This window comes from Cohnella mopanensis, assembly GCF_022352055.1.
Taxonomy (GTDB): domain Bacteria; phylum Bacillota; class Bacilli; order Paenibacillales; family Paenibacillaceae; genus Cohnella; species Cohnella mopanensis.
This window is the reverse complement of record NZ_JAKRWM010000008.1, coordinates 268,161-289,328: the sequence shown is the minus strand read 5'-3', so window position 1 is coordinate 289,328 and position 21,168 is coordinate 268,161. Positions and strand designations below refer to the sequence as shown.

The 21,168-nt window shown below is 34.8% G+C and carries 25 protein-coding genes; 23 read left to right on the top strand and 2 right to left on the bottom strand.

Features of this window, described 5'->3' with window-relative positions; genetic code table 11:
* Positions 1–296 precede the first annotated feature (296 nt).
* The 9 genes from L3D05_RS14375 (at position 297) to L3D05_RS14335 (ending at position 8,546) form a co-directional block, all read left to right on the top strand.
* Entirely contained in the window at positions 297–1,109 is an 813-nt protein-coding gene (locus L3D05_RS14375; protein WP_239616843.1) for a hypothetical protein, read from the top strand.
* An 801-nt stretch (positions 1,110–1,910) separates the two neighbouring features.
* Positions 1,911–2,330 carry a hypothetical protein gene (locus tag L3D05_RS14370; protein WP_239616842.1) on the top strand — a complete coding sequence of 140 codons (420 nt, stop codon included), beginning with the start codon at positions 1,911–1,913 and terminating at the stop codon, positions 2,328–2,330.
* A gap of 43 nt (positions 2,331–2,373) precedes the next feature.
* Positions 2,374–2,988, top strand: a complete 615-nt coding sequence (locus L3D05_RS14365; RefSeq protein ID WP_239616841.1) for a DUF4269 domain-containing protein — start codon at positions 2,374–2,376, stop codon at positions 2,986–2,988.
* A 229-nt stretch (positions 2,989–3,217) separates the two neighbouring features.
* Positions 3,218–3,646, top strand: a complete 429-nt coding sequence (locus tag L3D05_RS14360) for a hypothetical protein (protein WP_239616839.1) — start codon at positions 3,218–3,220, stop codon at positions 3,644–3,646.
* A gap of 1,032 nt (positions 3,647–4,678) precedes the next feature.
* Positions 4,679–5,410, top strand: a complete 732-nt coding sequence (locus tag L3D05_RS14355) for an RDD family protein (protein WP_239616837.1) — start codon at positions 4,679–4,681, stop codon at positions 5,408–5,410.
* A gap of 250 nt (positions 5,411–5,660) precedes the next feature.
* Positions 5,661–5,990 (top strand): low molecular weight protein tyrosine phosphatase family protein, encoded by a 330-nt coding sequence (locus L3D05_RS26895; protein ID WP_239616901.1) that lies wholly within the window; start codon positions 5,661–5,663, stop codon positions 5,988–5,990.
* Positions 5,991–6,231: 241 nt separating this feature from the next.
* A complete protein-coding gene (locus L3D05_RS14345) occupies positions 6,232–6,561 on the top strand; it encodes a hypothetical protein (RefSeq protein WP_239616836.1) in 330 nt (109 codons plus the stop codon).
* A 148-nt stretch (positions 6,562–6,709) separates the two neighbouring features.
* A complete protein-coding gene (locus L3D05_RS14340) occupies positions 6,710–7,231 on the top strand; it encodes a hypothetical protein (protein ID WP_239616834.1) in 522 nt (173 codons plus the stop codon).
* 949 nt (positions 7,232–8,180) lie between these two features.
* On the top strand, positions 8,181–8,546 hold the full coding sequence (locus L3D05_RS14335; protein ID WP_239616833.1) for a hypothetical protein: 366 nt from the start codon (positions 8,181–8,183) through the stop codon (positions 8,544–8,546).
* A gap of 249 nt (positions 8,547–8,795) precedes the next feature.
* Here L3D05_RS14335 and L3D05_RS14330 read toward each other — a convergent pair whose 3' ends face one another.
* A complete protein-coding gene (locus tag L3D05_RS14330; protein WP_239616832.1) occupies positions 8,796–9,269 on the bottom strand; it encodes a hypothetical protein in 474 nt (157 codons plus the stop codon).
* A gap of 329 nt (positions 9,270–9,598) precedes the next feature.
* Between L3D05_RS14330 and L3D05_RS14325 the strand changes: the two genes are divergently transcribed.
* The 10 genes from L3D05_RS14325 to L3D05_RS14280 all read left to right on the top strand — a co-directional run bounded on the left by L3D05_RS14325 (position 9,599) and on the right by L3D05_RS14280 (position 17,335).
* Entirely contained in the window at positions 9,599–10,195 is a 597-nt protein-coding gene (locus L3D05_RS14325; protein ID WP_239616830.1) for a DUF5071 domain-containing protein, read from the top strand.
* 260 nt (positions 10,196–10,455) lie between these two features.
* Positions 10,456–10,947: a hypothetical protein gene (locus L3D05_RS14320; protein ID WP_239616829.1), complete on the top strand. Its 492-nt coding sequence runs from the start codon at positions 10,456–10,458 to the stop codon at positions 10,945–10,947.
* Positions 10,948–11,197: 250 nt separating this feature from the next.
* Positions 11,198–11,671, top strand: a complete 474-nt coding sequence (locus L3D05_RS14315; protein ID WP_239616827.1) for a hypothetical protein — start codon at positions 11,198–11,200, stop codon at positions 11,669–11,671.
* Between the two features lie 114 nt (positions 11,672–11,785).
* The gene (locus L3D05_RS14310; RefSeq protein ID WP_239616826.1) at positions 11,786–12,397 is read left to right on the top strand and encodes a hypothetical protein; all 612 of its coding nucleotides are present in this window, start codon (positions 11,786–11,788) and stop codon (positions 12,395–12,397) included.
* 152 nt (positions 12,398–12,549) lie between these two features.
* Positions 12,550–13,185, top strand: a complete 636-nt coding sequence (lepB, locus tag L3D05_RS14305) for a signal peptidase I (RefSeq protein ID WP_239616824.1) — start codon at positions 12,550–12,552, stop codon at positions 13,183–13,185.
* Positions 13,186–13,222: 37 nt separating this feature from the next.
* Positions 13,223–13,837: a hypothetical protein gene (locus L3D05_RS14300; RefSeq protein WP_239616823.1), complete on the top strand. Its 615-nt coding sequence runs from the start codon at positions 13,223–13,225 to the stop codon at positions 13,835–13,837.
* A gap of 54 nt (positions 13,838–13,891) precedes the next feature.
* The gene (locus L3D05_RS14295) at positions 13,892–14,371 is read left to right on the top strand and encodes a DinB family protein (protein WP_239616822.1); all 480 of its coding nucleotides are present in this window, start codon (positions 13,892–13,894) and stop codon (positions 14,369–14,371) included.
* A 457-nt stretch (positions 14,372–14,828) separates the two neighbouring features.
* Positions 14,829–15,341, top strand: coding sequence for a hypothetical protein (locus L3D05_RS14290; protein ID WP_239616821.1), 513 nt, complete (start codon positions 14,829–14,831; stop codon positions 15,339–15,341).
* 559 nt (positions 15,342–15,900) lie between these two features.
* Positions 15,901–16,425, top strand: a complete 525-nt coding sequence (locus tag L3D05_RS14285) for a GNAT family N-acetyltransferase (RefSeq protein ID WP_239616820.1) — start codon at positions 15,901–15,903, stop codon at positions 16,423–16,425.
* Positions 16,426–16,456: 31 nt separating this feature from the next.
* Positions 16,457–17,335, top strand: coding sequence for a hypothetical protein (locus tag L3D05_RS14280; protein ID WP_239616819.1), 879 nt, complete (start codon positions 16,457–16,459; stop codon positions 17,333–17,335).
* On the opposite strand, the gene L3D05_RS14275 is transcribed toward L3D05_RS14280, so the two are convergent.
* Positions 17,332–17,799 carry a hypothetical protein gene (locus L3D05_RS14275; protein WP_239616818.1) on the bottom strand — a complete coding sequence of 156 codons (468 nt, stop codon included), beginning with the start codon at positions 17,797–17,799 and terminating at the stop codon, positions 17,332–17,334. The two genes, L3D05_RS14280 and L3D05_RS14275, sit on opposite strands and share 4 nt — an antisense overlap.
* A 99-nt stretch (positions 17,800–17,898) precedes the next feature.
* Here L3D05_RS14275 and L3D05_RS14270 point away from each other — a divergent pair, with 99 nt between their 5' ends.
* From L3D05_RS14270 to L3D05_RS14255, 4 genes are all read left to right on the top strand, one after another.
* Entirely contained in the window at positions 17,899–18,426 is a 528-nt protein-coding gene (locus tag L3D05_RS14270) for a DinB family protein (RefSeq protein WP_439647950.1), read from the top strand.
* A 359-nt stretch (positions 18,427–18,785) separates the two neighbouring features.
* A complete protein-coding gene (locus L3D05_RS14265) occupies positions 18,786–19,283 on the top strand; it encodes a GNAT family N-acetyltransferase (RefSeq protein WP_239616817.1) in 498 nt (165 codons plus the stop codon).
* 38 nt (positions 19,284–19,321) lie between these two features.
* On the top strand, positions 19,322–19,771 hold the full coding sequence (locus L3D05_RS14260) for a hypothetical protein (protein ID WP_239616816.1): 450 nt from the start codon (positions 19,322–19,324) through the stop codon (positions 19,769–19,771).
* 705 nt (positions 19,772–20,476) lie between these two features.
* Positions 20,477–21,133: a hypothetical protein gene (locus tag L3D05_RS14255; RefSeq protein ID WP_239616815.1), complete on the top strand. Its 657-nt coding sequence runs from the start codon at positions 20,477–20,479 to the stop codon at positions 21,131–21,133.
* Positions 21,134–21,168: the final 35 nt, after the last annotated feature.

Genomic DNA, 21,168 nt, shown 5'->3' with positions numbered 1-21,168 from the left:
CGTAGATCTTATTTACGAGTAAATGTTAAGGCATAAAAAAGCGATTCGATAGAATATCAAGAAGTCGGAGACATCAGTTAACACAATATTCACGCTTCGGCAGACAAGCTACCTCGGTCCGGACAGAAGTTAGAAGTGGATTCTAAGAGGGATTTTCAGCAGCAAAGAAGTAGATTCAGCCGGACACATCCGCACCGACTAAGCGCATCGCGCCGGGCGACTTCGTCACCATAAGTCGGTGGGCCGCCGTGAACACAAGAACGTTATAAGACATCGACATATTAGGAGGCTTTTTTATGAATAAGGACTACTTTTCTACACGAGTTGGAATACCTCAAGCAAAGATAAGTTTAAGAGATTTAATTCAAACATTTATTTCAATTCACAAAGAATTTTATCATAAGAACTATTTAAGAGAATTTTATGGTTTCGAAGACAAATACGGGAACTGGCATACAGGATTCATTAATGATGATTTTGAAGCATTTACATTGCGTACTATCGGAAGAAAGATTGAACAACCAACTTTGATTGACAATTATATTTCATATAAGGAATATGAATTATTTGATGTTATTGAATTGTTACATGAATATATTATATATCCAATTTACGAAGTCCCTGAAGGTAAAAATAATGAATGGAGAAAGCGTGAAGCACGGAGTCAATATCGAACTCAGATTAATAATATTTTACGCATATACAATGAAGGATGGGAACTTTCTATTGATGGATACATTCGAGAGCTAATAGTAAGAGATTTATCCAATTTAATTGATGAACACTCCACTACTGGGGATTCATTAAATGTGGACAATAACATTGCTTCTGCAAAGAAGAGATTCTTAAAGTATGGATCAACAATTGAAGATAAGAGGGCAGCATTAATTGAAATCGCTGCTGCATTTGAATATATAAGAAAGCAACTAGAGAAGAGTATTCCTAAAGAAGAGTCGGACATTTTTCAACTATTGAATCGTTTTGGGATTCGCCATAACAAGCTTGATCAATTGGTTGGTTATGATAAGGAAATTTACTATCATTGGATTTTTTATTATTTTATTTCAGCTTTTGATGCATACAACAAATTAACGAAGAGGGATTTTTAGCGGAGTCTAAGGAGATGTCGACGTCGTATAACACCATATTCACGCTTCAGGCCATTCAGCCCTCGGTCCGGCAGGAGTAAGATGTGGTTCGAAGAGGCATTTCAGCAGCGGAGAAGCAGATTCAGCCGGACACGTTCGAACCGACTAAGCGCATCGAACCCGGTCACTTGGTGACCTTTAGTCGGTGGGACGTCGTGAATACAAAAACGTTAGCTGAAATCTCCGAATGCATAAATAAAACCTTAAATTCGTTTCTAAGAAATTATATCTTCAATGGAGTAGTGATAAGTATGTTAGCTCCTAGTAGTATTGTTCCAGGATGGTTTACATTCTTAATAATTTTGGGTTTGATTATTTCAATTGCTTTATTTGTTGGACATATAAATCTTGTTGTTTGGGTTGTTAATGATTGTACTAAAAGAAGAAAAGTCGGAACGCGTTCTTCATTACTTACCTTCATGGTTTTTTGTTTTCCTATTTTAGGGATATTGATTTATCTAATGGTTCGTTCCCATGAAATGAAAACGAAGACATAAATTCTAAAAAACGATTGGTATGGTCTAACTAGTAAATGCTTGATTATGCATATGAATTCACAGCTAACACAATATTCACGCTTTGGGGTATTCACCCCTCGGTCCGGCCGAAGCCTAATGTGGATTCGATGAGGTTTTTCATTAGCGTAATCAGCCGGACACACCTACACCACCTAACCGCATTGCGGCCGTCCCTTCGGGACTTAAGGTGGTGGGCGTCGTGAAACAAGAACGTTATATGAAACCGCTGTAAAGGATGAGATTCATGAGTACTAATTTGAATACTCTACTAAATGCTAAGCTTATCAAACCAATGATTCTCATGATATTTGTTCTTTGCTTAATTGGTTGTAATGATTCAGAATCCCAATCTCAATCTAAAGAAGATTTTTCAGTTAGAACAATCGAAACAATAAATACAAATGAAACATCAGGAACAACTGATGATGAGGAAGAATTAAGTAATAAAGCAATGGAGATAGTTGCTAGAAGTATTAAAGCCACATATAACAAAGAAACAGATGATTATTCAATTGAGGGAGAATCTTATAATGTAATACTAATACCTTTTGGTTTTGTTGAATCAGGAGAATATGAAGTTCGTGTCTGTCCAAGCTATTATCCTTTATCAGTATTCAATTATTATCTAGTTGATCTAAAGGAAGGTACAATCCGAGAAGAATAAGAATAATTTAATAGCTTATTCAAGAAGACAGCGGCATCACGCTTTGGGTCATTCGACCCTCGGTTGGGGGGGGGGCAACATAAAAAACAAATGGGAAAATATAGAATATCTTCAATGGGGCAATAAAACACAAACTGAGATCTACCATATTTTATCTAAAAATATGGTTCTACAAATTATTCAAAATCATAATCCCATATTGGTTGGAACCATTCCAATAGGTATTAATATTGAAACAAGTGACCTGGATATTATTTGTGAAGTAAAGGATTTTGATGAATTCGAAAGACTTTGCAATGAACATTTTAGGGATCATCATGGCTTTTTAATTACAAGAAGAGAAGTAGAAGGGATCGAAAGAATTAAAATCAACTTTATGATCGAAAACTGGCCAATAGAAATTTTTGGTCAAAACAAACCAACGACAGAACAAAATGGATATTTACATATGATAATTGAAGATAGAATGTTGACCATGTATGGAAAGAAATTCAATGAACAAATTATACAGTTGAAATCGAAAGGATTGAAAACAGAACCAGCTTTTGCAAAGATATTAAAACTTGAAGGAGATCCTTATTTAAAGCTTATAGAACTTTATAACTGGACAGATGAAGAACTAAGAGATTTGTGGGTAGATTCAAACGACGTCGCCTAACACCATATTCACGCATCGGGGCGATGCCCCTCGGCCCGGTCGGATTTAGATGAGAGATCGAAGAGGTAATTGGAGTAGCAGGAAAGTGAATGCAGCCGGACACATTGGCACCACCTAACCGCATCGCGGCCGCCCTCGTTGGGGCTTAAGGTGGTGGGACGTCGTGAATATAAGAACGTTTTATGAAACTGCTGCAAAGCAAAGAAAAAAATAGGGAGTAGAGTGAATAGTGTCTAGCTCAGAATTAATTGGAATATGGTCCGTTGATGTTATGTATGGACCAGGAGCACAAAGTGATGAAAGAATAATTTTCACTGAAAATGGAAGTGGTTGGCTAGAGTTTTTGAATTGGGATATTATTCAAGTTGAAACTTTTGATTGGTCTCTATCAAGTGATAATAAGTTAAATATTAAGGGAAACGAAGTATATAGTATGTTTGATCCTACTAGAAGTAATTCAGATTTAAGCTTAAAGAACCTCACATATTTAGTGGAAATTAAAAAAACGCCATCGGGTAAAGAAATGAAGACTATAACTTTTTCTGACTCAGTAATACTTAATGACAATGAATTTGGTCTTGAAAAGCCTATTGTAGAATCAAATTATTTAATTGATAGATTAAAGATGATTGAAGACGGATATAAGGGCAATGAGTGAAATAGAGAGCAGATTCGAGGAAGACAGCAGCATTATATAACACAATATTCGCGCTGCGGGCCATTCGGCCCTTGATCTGCCAGGGGAGATTTCGAGGAAGTGGATTCAGGCAGATACATCCATTCCCCTAAGATAGGAGCTATCTAAGGGGAATGGACGTCGCGAATACGACAACGTTATATAAATGATTGGAGTCGCATAAGATGCGGCTTTTTTTGTAGAAACATGTCACTGTCCCTAAAGGAAATGAAAGGAAATTAAAGATTAGTATGGAATAAGTGAAGTGAAGAATCTAAAGAGCGATTCGATTAATACACTCAGGAACCTGAAGAGAAGGGAAGACGGGAAAGACGGGATACATGAATTACTTCTTAATATAGGCGTTGGAAGAATCGGAATGAATTTCGAAGTATTCACGCTTCGGGGCATTCGCCCCTCGGTCCGGCAGAAGCTTAAAGTGGATTGCTATTGAAATGATCTCAGATACAGGGAAGTAGGATCAGCCGGACACATCGATCTTCCTAAGATAGGAGCTTTCTAGGGAAGATCGACGTCGTGAAGAACTTTAAGCGAAATGGATTATTTAAAATCTAATCAGTTTGAGAGATATTTTGAGGAGGAATAATTAGTATGTTGAATATCAAGAAGATTCTCTATTCTATAGCAGTTTTTATTGTTTTATTAATTATTATTCAAGCGATTGTAAACGCGGTAATTTCATCAATCATTTCGGATGTTTATTTAAAGAGCCTTTTAACACTTTTGTTATCAGTGGGACTTTCATTTTATGTGACTAGAGGGATTATTAACAGAAAAACTCAAAAGAAATTGTATTAAATAAAATGTAATAAAACATCGAATGTGGGTTCTGAGACGCAATTGGCAGCAGCAGAGTAGTGGAATCAGCCGGACATATCCGCACCACCCAACCGCATCGCGGTCAGTCACTTCGTTCCTTTAGGGTGGTGGGACGTCGTGAATACAAGAAAGTTATGCGAAAGATCATGAAGAACAAACAAAGGATGGATTTCATTGGAGCAATTGCAAAAGCCATTTATTTTCAGAAGATTAGGTGCATTTTTCATTGATCATATTATTTTTTCTTTTCTTATAGTTATAGTGGCTTTCTTATTTATGAATTTTGATAACTTCGATTTCTCATCGACGTTTATTAGAATGATTATGTGTATGGTAGCTGCATTTATTTTATATTGTTGCAAAGATATCATTAATGGAAGAAGTTTAGGTAAAAGAATGTTTGGGCTTGCTGTCAGAGATGACAATTTTAATATACCTAAGATAAGTAAATTAATTCTCAGGAACATTTTTACTTTTTTATGGCCAGTAGAACTGTTGCTAATTCTGGTAAGTAAACAAAAAAGGAAAATTGGCGATCGTTTAGTTCACACAGATGTCTATTTGGTAAATAATAATAAGGGCATTATTGGAGTGATCATTTCTATTACTTCAGTGATTCTCGTTTTTATATGCATATTGATTATGGGGATAATACAAATTATTAAACAAAGTGATTCCTATAAGGTTGCTACTAACTATATTAAGTTAAGCCCTGAAATAAAAGAGATTGTGGGTAATGATATTACATTTGGCTATTTTCCCATGGGGGGTATCCAATATGAAAATGGCTATGGAAATTCTGAACTAACTATTAAATTAAAGGGAAACAAAGACACTATATCTGTACATATTGTTTTAAAGAAGAATCCAAATAGTAATTGGATTATTGAAGATGTTGATTACTAGAGGGCAATTTCAGGAAGTATGATCCTTCGTATAACACCACATTCACGCTTCGGGGCATTCGTCCCTCGGTCCGGCAGAAGTAAGATGAGGATTAGAAGATGATATAGGCAGTAGCAGGGAAGCGGAATCAGCCGGACACATCGATCATCCTAAGATAGGAGCTATCTAAGGTTAATCGACGTCGTGAACACATGAACTTTAGATGAAATCGGGATAATGCATCAAAACAATTAAAGGACAGGTGAAATAAATCAAATTACTTTTCGTTTGTAGCCGTAACAAGTGGCGTAGCCTGACAGCTGAGAAGATTTTTGACGGAGTAAACGGATATGAAGTTAGATCAGCTGGAACTGAAGAGGGCGCTAGAATTAAAGTGACAGAAGGACATATTGGATGGTCGGATATGATATTTGTAATGGAGAAGAAGCATCTAAGAAGACTTAGAGATAAGTTTTCAAACAAGATAAATTCAAAACAAATAATCGTATTGGACATTCCGGATGACTTTAAGTTTATGGATGAAGATCTTATTGAAATACTGAAATCAAGAGTGTCGGAACATATTGAAATACCAGAATGAAAATTGAGAGCAGTGATAAGAACAATGATAAGAAAATTGAAGGTAACTCAAGAGGATCCCGACATCATCTAACTCCGTATTCACGCTGCGGGGCTTTCGCCCCTTGGTTTTCAGATGTATAATCATGGAAGATATAGCAGACTACACACGACCCAGCCTAAGATAAGAGCTATCTAAGGCTGGGTCGTGTCGTGAATACGAGAGACGTTAAGTGACATTGCCTTAATTCTATGAAAATTAAATGGAAGTAGATGAGAATATTATTTTACTAATTGATTTAATAATTGAATTCTTTGCAGCGCTATTTATTAAGGACTCATCAAAAGATGAACCAAATAGAATAATCAAAATAATGATTAAAGAGCAAGAGTGGTTTGAACATTTTTATAATGATGAAAAGAATAAATTTGTTATTGATAGCGATGAGTCTATACGCTCTCTTTTATTAAACAAGGAATTTTTACATAAATTAAAGACTAAGGAGTCTGAAAGAATCTTTTTTAAGAGAATAGTCATAGATAGACATAAAGATATTTCTAGTTTACTCGAAGAAAAAAGCAACGTCACATAACACCATGTTCACGTATTGGGCCATTCGGCCCTCGGTTTGGAGGGGGTTAGGTAAGAGTTCGAAGAAGTGTTGGCATTAGCAGGGAAGTTGAATCAGCCGGACACATCGATCAGCTTAAGATAGGAGCTATCTAAGGGTAATCGACGTTGTGAACACACGAACGTTATGTGAAACCAGACAACAGCTTAAAGAAGTGAGTGAATACGTAATGAATATTAGAGAACCAATCAGTTTGCTTATTTTTATTTTAATTACTGTTTTAAGCATTACAGCATGCAATGCTAATACCTCAATCACTTCTCAAGAACTGGATAAGATCGACTTGAAAGTTATTAATAGATCTGAACTTCCTGAAGGTATTGCGTATACGATTAAATTAACAAACAACTCGAAACATTCAATCAAACAAAACATTGTATTTATTAGTTACACGATTAAGACCCAGAATGGATCAAAAGGAAATGAGTTCAAAGTAGAAGCCAAAGGTAACAAACTTAATATCAAACCACATGAAGAAGTTATCTTAAATGCTTTTACTCCTATAGAAGAATACCAAGGAAATAATAAGCTAAATTTGAAAGAAGGCTATCTTGATATACAGGGATACATTGATGAAGTAGAAGAGGCCAATCATTTCGGAAAAACCATTGGAATACACTTTGAAAGTTGATCTTCGAAGTGTCCGGCATCACATAACACCACATTCACGCTTCGGGCCATTCGGCCCTCGGTCCGGCAGAAGTCCGATGTGGATTCGTAGAGGCATTTCAGCTGCAGAGTTAGCCGGACACACCCGCTCCATAACCGCATCGCGGCTGTCCCTTCGGGACTTAAGGTGGTAGGGCGTCGTGAATACAAGAATGTTAGCAGAAATCCTCGGGAAGTCTTATTCCAATAGGTTGGAGTTGGTGGAATGCTTATGTATATAGTACTTATTGTTGGTTTTATATTTACGCTTATCACAGTTTTTGTTAGCTTAGAAGATAAAATTAGTGATCTATTGGTTTCATTAATTACCTTTTCACTTTTATACAGTATTGTGCGAATTAATAACTCTTTGAAATTTGTTGTATCCTTAAATACAATTCCAATAAATGTTGCAATACTCATAGCAATGATTTCTTATATGATTTTTCTATTTAGAAAGAATAGCATATGGAGAAAGTAAACCGTAGACCACTTGGATAAAAGCTAACAAGTCAGTTGAAAAAAGTTATTAAGATCGTTAAGCGCGTTGTCTATAAGACCATAGTCGGACACACCCACACTGGCTAACTGCGCAAGAGTAGACAACGACTTCGTCGCCTTAAGCAAATGGATGTCGTAAATATATGAATGTTAGCAGAAATCATCAAAGAGCATACAAGAATTAAATATTAGCAAGCTCAAAGAAACTGAAAGTTAAAGTATTGCTTGAAGAAATGGTTTATAACACCATTTAAATAGAGCGTATTTAAAGAGCATATTTTGCTTGTATGTCGTCTGCCGGGGGGGTTCTCGAGGAAGTTAAGTCAGGCATATACATAGATTCCTCTAAGATAGGAGCTATCTAAGGGGAATGGACGTCGTACAAGAACGTTATAAAATAAGTGAAAATCTAAAGCTTTAAGGAGATCTCAATGGAGCTAATGCAACTAAGATTGCCAGCAGGGTTTGCTGTAACCTACCACAAATTTTATGACATAGATCCAATTTTAGAATCAGACAGTGATTGGTTTATTGAGAACTGGGGATATTTCACTGAGGATTTGCTACAAGTTGTTAAGTTAAATGTTAAAAAAGGGACATGGTATATCCCAGGCAGAGAAACAAATAATTATGTATTGTTCGATTTAGGTTGGTATCCTGACTCAGATATTAACGGGCATTATACATTGGAAATTGTCGACGGGCAATGGAATGTAATAAAAAATATTTCAACTAAAGACCGTTATATTATTAAACAAAAGATAGAAGAATGGTTAGACGAATATCAAAGAGTTTGAAAGTAGCCCGAGAAGTCACTGACTTCACATAACACCATGTTCACGCATCGGGCCATATGGCCCTCGGTCGCAGGAGATAGATGATAATTCCGAGAAGTCATTGGCAGCAGCAAGGAAGCGAAATCAGCCGGACACATCCGCACCGACTAACTGCGCAAGCGCAGCCAGCGACTTCGACGCCTGAAGTAGGTGGGACGTCCTGAACACAAGAATGTTATCGGAAATCTCCAAAACAGATAAATAAACTTATTATTGCAATAAATCAATTATCTTTTTCACTGCTTTTTCAGCTGATCTTTGTTTTATTAATCCTTCTTTAGCAGTACCATAGATATTAATGGATGTGGAATTTGGACTTATTGGAATGAATTCTACACAGACTATGGTGGGATTCATATTCCCTGCCCCACTTCCAATAACTGCTGTTAAATGTGGAGTGGTTAATAGTTCAGAAGTATCAATAAGTTTTCCGTTTCTCGCCAGTATTTTCGCAACGTTTTCCATCGCTGATTGAACATCTTGATGATACAGCAGTTTATCATTATATCCTATTGACTTAAGTAGCTTTGCCCCCCATCTTGCTCCTAATTTCCCGCTTATTGATTGACTGATAATATTCAAGGAACTACCAGTAAGCATTCCAGCTATGGCACCAGAAACTTCTCCGATTTTACCGAGCTCATTAATTAATATTTGATCTTGAATACTCTCATCCAGGTTCATGCCAGTATTCCTCCTTTGGATTGAATTATTAATAAAATCATTCTATAGTTTGTAGTAAATAATTGTAAACAAAGAAATTGAATGTTTAGAGTGAACACTAACGAATATGGAGACTTCCGATAACACCATATTCACGTATCGGGGCATTCGGCCCTCGGTTCGGTAGGAGACTGATGTATTTCGATGAGGCAATTGGCAGGAGCAGGAAGCATAATCAACCGGACACATCGATCTCCCTAAGAGATAGGAGCTATCTAAGGTAGATCGACGTCGTGCACACTAGAAAGTTTTACTACATACACCGAAGTTCAAAGGAGAATTAACAAGTAATGATTAATGATGATCGACTTAAACACATTCTGAAATCAAATAATCTGGAAATATATATACCGGAGCTGCTTGAAGGTATTCAAGATATGAACTGGCCTAATGCAGAGCAAGTAGTAGAAATACTAAAACCACTATCTAAACAATCTATCCCACACGTAAAGGCCGTTCTAAAGACTAACGATACAATATGGATTTATTGGGTCTTAACACAATTGGTTTGTACTTGGCCAAAGGGAATAGTAAAAGAATTAGAATCTGAATTAATAAACCTAAGTAATAAGCTAGATAATGAAGATGAGCTCGATCTGGCTGCCCTTAGGATTTTAGTTGGAATGGATCTTTATAACAAAGCAGAATTATTAAAACTATTTGAGAGTAAATTGAAATCCATTACTAAAGAATTAGAGGCTTTTTCAGAAGAGCAAATTTCAGAGTTTTATGAGATAGAAGTCAAAAGAATAGAAATAATATTATCTAAACCCTCAGGGATCATGGAATTCATTAGAGAAAATTCAATAGTTTTAGAAATTAAAAATAACTATGAAAGGAATAGAAATTACTTAAATGGATTGATGGAGATTAAAGAACTATTCTAATGATAATTCGATGAAGTGGTATACGCCGTATAACACTATATTCACGCTTCGGAGCGTTCGCCTCTCGATCCGGACCGAAATAAGAAGTAGAATCGATGTTGTATATTCGGTAACAGGGAAGTAGAATCAGCCGGACACATCCGCACCACCTAACCGCATCGCTGCCGGCGACTTTGTCGCCTTAAGGTGATGGGACGTCGTGAATACTGAGAAGGATAGGCGAAAGTATTGAAAATGTAAGATTAAGTTAGGGGACTCAGATGGAGATAATCGGAAAGATTCAAAAAATTATTGAAGACGACAACTGTGAATATTCTGATGGTTGTTTGTCGGCATACTTTGAGTTTTTTGAGGTGCCAATAAATGATTCATTTCAATCTGATTTAAGAGCATTTTATGATCAAGAGGCAAAGTCTTGGCTTCCAACAGCTAAAAACGTGAACTATTTCAAACTTATTGAGATTATTAATTGGAAAGTACAAGTAAAATCTGAAATTAAAGATTTTTTTTATTTAAGTGAATATAGTAGACAACCAGAGAAATATAAAGAACAAATTAAAATGATAGTTTTTACAAGAGATCAGAGGATTGAAGGGCTCATCAATTTGATAGAGGAATTACTAAATCAACAAGAGTATGAAGTGTTTGAGTTACTTGTAAGTCTAGACGGATATTATGCATGCTATTCAAAAGATTATGTATTTAAAACGAAGAAAAGCATTTATTTATTGAGAGCTCAAATACATGATTGAGGGTAATTCAAGAAGGCAATATCTTCGCCTAACACCATATTAATGCTTTGGGGCATTCACCCCTCGGGCCCGGACCGGAATTGAAGTGGATTCAATTGTAGTAGTTTCAGATACAGGGAAGCGTAATCAACCGGACACATCCGCACCACCTAACCGCATCGCGGTCGGTCACTTCGTGATCTTAAGGTGGTGGGGCGTCGTGAATACCAGAGCGTTATCGGAAATTATTGCAAAAATAGGAGAATAAATTATGGGTACCATGACTCTTAAGCGTTTCAATGGAACTGAAAAATATAAACTATTAGAATCAAAAGCTTATGTTGTTCGTAAAGATGACGAAACAATAATGATGTGGTTTGAGACTGAAACAGATCCTCAAGCCATTATGTCGGTTGAAGATACTGCTATATTCGAAATAAACCCTAGTGCTGAAGTTACAATTTATCTTGATAAGTTAGTACTTGAAGAATTTGGGACTAAATTGTTTGAACTCTTGCAAGGATATAACGAAAATAATAGGGCTCTAGATGCTAGATTGTATTATTTTGAACATCAAGCTGTAGACGAAAACTTAATAAAATTAGAGTACAGAGGTAATGGGATCTTCTCCCTTCAATGGAGTGGCACAACAATAGATATTAGTTATTATGATGATAGTAAACCAAAGGCAATCCTTGAAATAGAAGGGGAGTTTTTATTAGAGGAATACATCTCGTGGGAATGATACCATCAATCTCCCTAGGATGGGAATATTTAAGGGAGATTGACGTCATGAACACACGAACGTTATAGGAAATTAACGCAATACATGTAAAGATCTCTTGTAGGAGCCTAGATGATGAACATTAAAATAAGAAATATGATTGTGTTTTTTATAGTCATTCTCGGGGTTGTTATAACAATAACTTGGAGAATCGGATTGCTGGGTTTATGGAGTGAAGGGATATCATATATAGCTAATAACACAAGGGATTATAGCGATAAAGATGGCAGTATAATTCAAGAAAGTTATACAATTTCGATTGATCTAGCAGATCTAAAAAGTAATATTGGTAAAGTGTTATACGATGATGGAAATCATAAGATTTATATCGCTTGGGTTAGCAATTCACGCAATATAAACTCGGGCGGCTATAGCATTGGTTTTAGATCAAGCGGTCAATATTCATTGTCAGGTGCGACACTGATTTCTGGAATACATCATATAACTTTAGGGGACCATTCATTTACTACAGAGATGTCAGCAAAAATGACGGCTGAATATAAATCCAAGAAATACTCCAGTTCTACATCTGGAATAAGTGGTTTGAACTACAAAGATGGGGATGATTTTTCATTTTATATATTTCCGTCAACGGCATATGAAGCAAAAGAAGTATCATTAAATGAAACCGGAGAAGTGGATATTACAATATCCAACCTCTTTAAAAATATCTGGATTAGAAGATAAAGTTAGAAATAGAAGTGAATTCGGATGCGCAGCGCATCCGGTGACTCCGTCGCCTTAAGTCGGTGGGGCGTCGTGAATACAAGAATGATATCGGAAATTGCTGAAAGGGTTTAAATGGAAATCTCTTATATCACTTTAAACACTGAGGTGTTATGAAAATCAGAAATTTAATAGGAGCTGTTTGTCTTACATTTATATTAGGTGGCTGTGCGAAAGAAAATGTAATAACCGATCCATATACTTTAGAAAAAATTGAATATGTAGATTTAGAGAGTCCGGATATTGTTATTGATCATAGGGATGATGGTATGGCCAGACAAAGCCTTGAATTTTCGGGTATCAAAGTTGTAGTAAATCCAAATTACTATGATGATCATGAAATCAAAAGAGGAGATATTAGCTTAATTGATATCCCTACTGAAGCAATAGTAGATGAGTTTCAGCAGAAAGAAGACATCATAAGAGTAATTGCATTAGAGGGTGAAAAGATTTCAATTAGAAACAGTCAAATTTATATTAATGGAAGTAGACTGAAGACTTTTTACGGAAAGTTACTTGCTTATGGTTTGGATAAGAATCAATACTCGAAGATAGAATACCCAGGATGTGAAGAAGAATGCCGAAAAAGCTATAGAGATTATTTTGAAACTGAAGTGAAAGAAATCGCTATCCCTACCGGATATATTTTTGTTTTAGGAGATAATTCATTTCGGAGCGTGGGGAGTCTGAACTTCGGTCCTCTTTCAAAATCTTTAGTAAAAGGTAAGGTTATAGGTTATCTCAAATAATAATAAGTAATCATTAGTGCATAAGGGAGACTCGTATATGACTAGTAAAAGCAGGCTTCAAATACTTTGGATATTTATTTTAGCATGCTTAATGTTGTCTGGATGTAATAGGTCAAGCCAGGCAAGCGGTCTGGGAATTGCAGATATTTCAGATGATGATCTTGATGTCAATTACAATGGAATAATATTAAATGATCAAATTTCACTTGAAGAACTAACATCTAATTTACATCTTTCAATTGAGGAGGACAACGAGAGTATATTTACAAGGGTAGCCGGTGAAGTTAATGGTATTGATTATGCTTGGTATCAAGTTTCCTATCCGAATAAAGAGCAAACAGATTTCATTTTTGATTACCTATACAATGCCACAAATAAATCAGGGCGTATTGTATCGATCGAATTAAAGAATGTACCAACAAAACGAGGAATAATCGTTGGAGACTCGTTGGAAAAAATCAAACTTACATATGGAAATAATCTAGTTTCAGAGACTGCGACCGAAACAACAAATGATATTAGCCTTTTAGTCAAAAATAAAGAAATCAGATTTACATATGAAAAGAGAACAGGAAATATAGTAGATATATTCATTGATTACGATTCAAATAAAGCAATGGAGGAAATGGATATTCCTAGTTTAGAAGATTAATAAGGCGGTCCGGCCGGAGTTAGAAGTGGATTCGGGATGTAAAGGGGGAAGATCATGAAAAGTCTCATCCTATATAACTGGGAAGTAAGAGATGAATGGTTTAAGGCTCTTAGTGGTTTGAGTTTTGAAGAGTTTGTAAAGGAGCAAAATGCCGGAGTAGAAACAATTTTACGGACATTATTACATATCATTGATGTTGAATATAGTTGGTTCAGGGCAATAAATAATAAACCTGATATTACTATTAATTTTGATGATTTCACTAAGCTTCAATCTATTATTGAGTTGTCGAACCAGTCTAGGAATGAACTAAAAGAATATTTGATTCAATGGACAGTTGAAAATGAAAATGAAATTGTTAAACCATCTTGGATGACAGAAACCTTTATGAAGGGAGAAATCATAAGACATTTAATTGCTCATGAAATTCATCACATTGGCCAGATATCAGTTTGGGCGAGAGAATTAGGCATTACACCCATTAATTCAAATTTTATTGGAAGGGATATTGAAGAAAAAGTAAAGAATTTGTGAGATAACTCGAGCAGCCGGCGACTTTGTCGCCTTTAGTCGGTGGGACTCGTGAATACAAGAACGTTATACGACATACCTGAAGTGCATAAATATCATAAAGGGAGGTAACAGGAATGTCCTTTAGTTGGTCTACTGTAATCATTCAGTTGTTAAATATAGGAATAATATTCTTGTTATTTTCCTGGTTATATCGGTTTAATAGAAAACGCAAAAGATAATGAAGCATAAATACTTTTTTTATGTCGCCTATAAAGCGACTTTTTTTTGTTTTTCATTGACAAAAATTGATTAGGAAGAGAAAGGAAATCAATACACTTATATGGAATTAAATTAGAATCGTCGTATTTACATTATAAGGCTGTGATTAGCAACCAATTTGAATTCGTTTAGAGAAAAGCGTAATGAGGAACACTTTTAGGTAAAACCCAATAATTGAAATTATAAGAGGTAATTAAACATGTATTTAGTTAAACTTCTTTTAGTATTTGCGTTCAGCCTGCCCTATACCGTTTCTCAGAAAAATTTGGCTGTGTATAAGGATTTTTCTTTTCGCATTGAGGATGAAGCTATTCAAGTTGGTGAGTTAGAGGAACATCTTGACTTAATAAATATACTTGGTAAGGCTAAATACATTGACGATGGAATCCTTGGAGAGGGTGCAGATACCTATGCCGGAATCTATTATAAGAATATTGATTATGAAGACTTGCACTTAGAATTTTTTGGTGGGTCATTAGTAACAGCTATTTTTAAATCTAATAAATATAAAACCTATAGAGGAATAAAAATTGGAGATAGTAAAGATAAAATGCTTTTGTATTATCCTGGGATAATTAATAGAGGCAATGTAACGGATGATCCTAATGTAATTGTATATGAACTAAAAATTAACAATCAGGATTATAGTCTTGATTTTAATGTTAAGAATATGAAAATTATAGAAATTAGAATCGATTATAATTATCAATAATGTGGGAATCGCCTAACACAGTATTCATGCTGAGGGCCATTCAGCCCTCGGTTCGGCAGGCAATATTTCTAGATAACGGGAGGTAGTATTTAGTTATGCAATGGATCAAATTTATGTATAGACAATTCATGAGAGAACCATTGTGGTTTAAAGTGTTTATTTCAGTAACTTTACTTACTTCAATAATATTTAGCAGTTCAAACTTTTCAACCGGGTATTATCATTCAATAGCTAAATTAGCTACAGCTATTTTCTTTTGTATATTCGGGATAAAAATGCGGAGGAATATCAAAGTTTCTGCTCTCTTCTTTGTTGCAGCCGTAATATGTGTTTATCTTTCTTGGAATAGTTTAAGCACTGCTCTAAACTAGCGGGGATCGGTAATTTAATATTTATGATGTTGTTTGTATTCCGAGGGAGCGGAATCAGGCGGACAACTCTGCGAACCTAACCGCGTCACGCTCACCCCGTTGGGGCTTAAGGTTCTCTAGGTCGTGAATACAAGATTGTTATGAGTAATAACTTAGCGCATTTAAGTCAAATTCTTTCGGAGGAATAAATGATACATCAAATACGTTTATTAAAACCAACAAAGGACTTAAAAAATGAGTATTTAGATTTTTATTTTGAATGGAAAGAAAGTGGAGAAGATATGGTTCCCTGGGTCATAAGTAAAGATCCTGAAGATTTTGAGGGAATGGTTAAATGGCTTCTCGATAATGAGAATGGAATAAACCTACGAGATGGATGGGTACCCGATTCGACTTTTTGGTTAGTTTCTGAAGAGAATAGGGTACTAGGAGCAGTGAATATTAGGCATGAATTGACGGAATTTTTAATGAACAGAGGAGGACATATAGGCTATGGTATAAGACCCTCCGAGAGAAGGAAAGGATATGCAACAAAACTTTTGAAATTATCTCTTGAACAAGCAAAGAGATTAGGAATAAATAAAGTACTTGTTGTATGTGATGAAACCAATGTAGCTTCTGAAAAAACCATTATTAATAATAGAGGAATTCCAGATAGTAATTTTATTGAAGAGAATGGGAACATCATAAAGAGATACTGGATAAACAATTGATAGTATAATGAAAAATCCCGGCGGTGAGGGTATGAAGTTAATTAGTATTTCTGTACTTTCAGTACTTATATTTTTGATTGGTTGCAACAGCAATAATACTTCAAATGGTTCAAGTTCACCTTCAAACTCTATGATTGAAACTGAAGAATCAAAAAATATTGATTCTAATAATAGTGAAGAAGTTAAATTGCCTATTATGCCTTACCGAATTAATTTAAACTTTAGTCCGTTGCAATTGGATGAAGTCCTAAGGGGTAAACCTCTACCTGAATGGAAGCATATTAAATCGATTCCATTTGGACGTATAGAAAATAGCAAAGCAGTATTAGATATTTATGAAGTCGATGAATCAGCTAATTCACATCAAAAAAATGGTATTTTAAAATTCAAAGACAATCAGATACTAATCCCGAATTTATCGGCTTCATTAGTTGAAAATGATCAATATAGTTGCCGTGAGGTATGTGTGTTTCAAAAATATTTCTCTAATCAAAATCGGTTTGAATTAATTGGAAGTATCGATGTGTCACTCAATGGCCCGGGCCTAAAAACTTATTTTATCTATGATGAGATCAATAAAAAAGTTATGTCTTTTGATTTATGGGGTGAGCCAAGTTTTATTGACTTAGATGGTGATGGGAATGATGAGTTTATTATCGAATTTGAAGGATTACATTTATCGTGGCCAGATCTATCAGTAATAAAAACAATCAATGGCGAATTGAAGTTAAGCTCATCAGTTTTTGATACAATACAAAAAATTCAAGGGGATTTTGCTAAACTCAAAAAAGATATGAACCCAATAGTAATTAGCCTATCAAATGTGCGTTCTGAGAATGAACCAATCTATGACTATACATATAAAGATGGAATTCTTGAAAGAATCAATAGTATGAATGATAGTCCTTAAGATTTCTTTTTAGTTTTATTGTATATTTCTGTTCCAGTTTCATTTTTGAAGGCGATCCATTGTTGGTTGGCATTTATATTGATTTTTCTTTTAATCCCAAGAGCTCCTGAAAACTCAAAAGTAGCATGGATGTCCATAGACATTCCACGATGTAATGAGAACTGGATTAATTTAACCGGTGGAATGGTAGAATCAGAATTCAACAGATAAAGAACTTTTTGAACAATCAGGTCTTGGTGTAAGTCTAGTCTAGCAGCATAAAAAGGCATGCTTTTTGGTATATTCATTTGTGTACGTTCAACTTCCCATTGAGTCATCTCAATAGCATTAATAATGGAATCTTTTGATTTTATATCGATTAGGGTATCTAAAGCAGCATTTTTTGACATCCAAAGAAACCAGCCAACAATTAGCAATATAAATAAGACCATAAGGAATAGCGTATTTGATTTTATTTTTGACATGAGAACTCCTGCTGGAATTGATATAATTCAATATTAAGTTACTTGATTCAGTTATAAAACGAATAAATTATTCCATTTGCGTATTCACGGAGGAAAAACATGATAAACATGAATAATATCTATCTTATTACCGATATACCTGGTTATTCGCCTCAAATTAGTCGTTTGCTGTCGATGATGAATTATGCAAGATTTACAACATTAGAATCCACAAAAAATTTAACTGTAGATCAATTAGATTTTTTATTAGATTCTGAAAGCAATTCAATAGGTGCATTGTTGTTACATTTCGCAGCGGTAGAATACGCGTATCAACTGGAGACTTTTGAAAAAAGAGAATTGAATGAGGAAGAGATGTCGATCTGGGGGGCTGCTTTGAATCTCGGCGAAGAAGGACGGGAAAAGATTAAGGGAAATGATCTGACTTATTATGTAGATAAATTAAATGAAATTAGAAATCGAACATATGAATTATTTAAAACCGTTGATGATGACTGGTTGTATAAAGAAGAAGAGTTCTGGTATAAAAAACAAGCTAATCATTATTTTATGTGGTTTCATGTTTTTGAAGATGAAATCAATCATAGAGGTCAGATTAGAATGATAAAGAAGAGATTGAAGGTTTAACAAAGAACATTGCAGAGTTGAGAAGAAAACCTGAGGAGATGTAGATCCAAGTGCGGTGGCTAATCATATCTATTATTATCGTTACACTCTTACTAAGCGGTGGATGCAAAAATAACCAAACTCAAATAATTGAATATACTTATGTTGTATTAAATAAAGATATTAAGAGCGATAAGTACGTTCTAGAGATATCAAGTAATGATGGACATATGTATATAGAAATATCTAAAGGGAACTGGAATCAATTAAACATAGGGGATTCAGTAACATTAAATAGTAAAGATGAGCTGATGAAAATAAATAACAAGCCCGTTCACTGATGTAAGTGACTTGTTAGTAATTTCAAAAGGGGGGTACATATGATCGAATCTGATCGTCTTATCTTTCGGAAGTATCATTCGGATGATCTGGATCAATTACTAACGATGGCGAGTGATCCTGATGTCATGAGATATATAGGTCAAGGGACAACTTGGACAAAGGAGCAAGCAAAGGAAAGTCTCGATAAATTTGTTAACTGGTATCAATCAGGCTTAGGATTATATATTGCCCTGGATAAAAGAAGTAACAAGATGGTCGGACATTCTGGACTAGTCCCCCAAACGATAGAAGGAAATAATGAAATAGAAGTCGGCTACTGGGTAGTAAAGGACTATTGGGGACAAGGATATGGACTTGAACAAGCAAAAGTTTGGAAACAATTCGGATTAAGTTCACTGAATAAGAAGAGATTAGTATCTATAATCCAACATGGAAATATTGGATCTATGAAAGTAGCGGAGAAAAATGGGATGAGCTATGAGAAGGATATTGTTTTCAATGGTAAAGAAGTAGCTCTTTACTCAGTGAATCAATAGTAACCACGTTGCAGTATAAAGAAATGGGGATCATTTCAATGAAGAGAAGTAGATACTTAATATTACTTTTAATTTTATGCATAGTGGGCTTGGTATTCAGTAGTCTTAAATACTTTGAAATCCAAAACAAAAACGAAGACCTGCAGAATTCAATTAATAGATCATTCAAATATCAACTTGGTAATGTGCTTAGCAGTTTTAGTATGGAAGTTAATGATTACAATTATCGATCTATGTTGGCTAGTGTTTCCAATGCAGCTTCATTATCGGAACTAACTACATATGAGAAAGACAATGACAGTTTAGATGTTTGTTTGTATAATTTATATTTTTCTTTGAGAGAGGATAAGTCTAAGGATCTTACTCTTTCAAGAATAGATGAATTAAGAGAAATATTCTTTTTACTAGTGCAAGAACCTACAAGTAAAGAAGCTACAGATAAGTTGTCCCAAATTACAAATGAAACCTTCTTTAAGACAGGAAACTAAATGAAAAGGGGGGGAACACGAAATCAAAGTCTCTTTTCAATCCATTTTATACAAGATTATTACAAACAAGATATTCATTTTACTTATACCCATTATTATATTTCTTAGGTTTGAGAGCGTAATGGCTACTTATTTTGATCTTAAGTTTGATGAGCTTGATTTATTATTTATTTATATGATTTCTTTTCTTGCTGGAATACTATTGGTAATCGGCTTGTTTCAAGCAATCTCTAAAACTAGAAAGTTAAATAGTAATGTAGAGAATCTTAATGCAAGCAATTTGAACGTAACTCCAATAAATATATATATCCTTATCGAGGTAATACCCATCGGAGTAATTTATTTTCTTTATCTCTTTATTTACGTCTTAGGAACAGCAATAACAAATGAATATAGGAATTTTTAACACCAAAGCACAGAACTAAATTAATCAACTTAGAAAGTGGTGTAATGAAAAGTCTCTGTCAAATTAATGAGGCGAATGTTCAAAAGTAAATTCGTTCTTCTTTAAGGCCGCGTGCGAATCTGAGGGATTGCGATCCTCTTGGCACCGTGGCTTTTTTTGTTGGTAATCAAAATTAGAATTATGGAGAATTGAAGAGCAGAATTAGAAAGGCTGGGTTATAATACCATTTAAGGTGTGGTTGAAGTTCTTTCTTGGAGTACCTATACCACTGGTTAACATTTATTGTCTGGGGGAGCTTTATGAAAAGAATGATAGGGATTCTGATAATGACTTTATTTATTATTACTGGATGTTCGAATATCCAGAATAGCTCAATAGAATTAAGCAACGATGTAGGTATTGATAACGATAGTGATGAATTATTGAGAAGTTCAATCGTAGAAGATAACAAATCATTGATAGATTGGAAACATATCGTGATCAAACAAGCTGATGGGCAGAGCGGAATGTTTTATCTCGGAATGACATTAAATGACTTAAACTCTTTGGACTTATATAATACTGACAATGAAATAACTGAAACAATTGAACTTGAAGATGGACAGACAGCAGTCTGGACGCCGATTTTGTGCTTAGTATTTAACAAAGAAGGGATTCTGTACAAAATAACCGTCAATGGTGACCTGCCAACTCCGATTGGGCTTAAAAATGGTGATTCAATAGATTTATTAGAAAGTCTACTTGGAAAAAGCGATAACACATATATTTTTGCATCATCAAACGTAGAAGAATATAACGTTGGAGATTTTTATTTTTATGCAAATATAAACGAGGAAACAGTAAGCCTTTGGGGCATTTCATCATATAAATATGATTATAAAGATGAGCAATCAATTGGACATAATTCCGAAATAGTCGAGAATCATTCAGAGACTACTAGCCAAAATAGAATGTAACGATGAAACCGTGGAATCTTCCAAATTAATATATA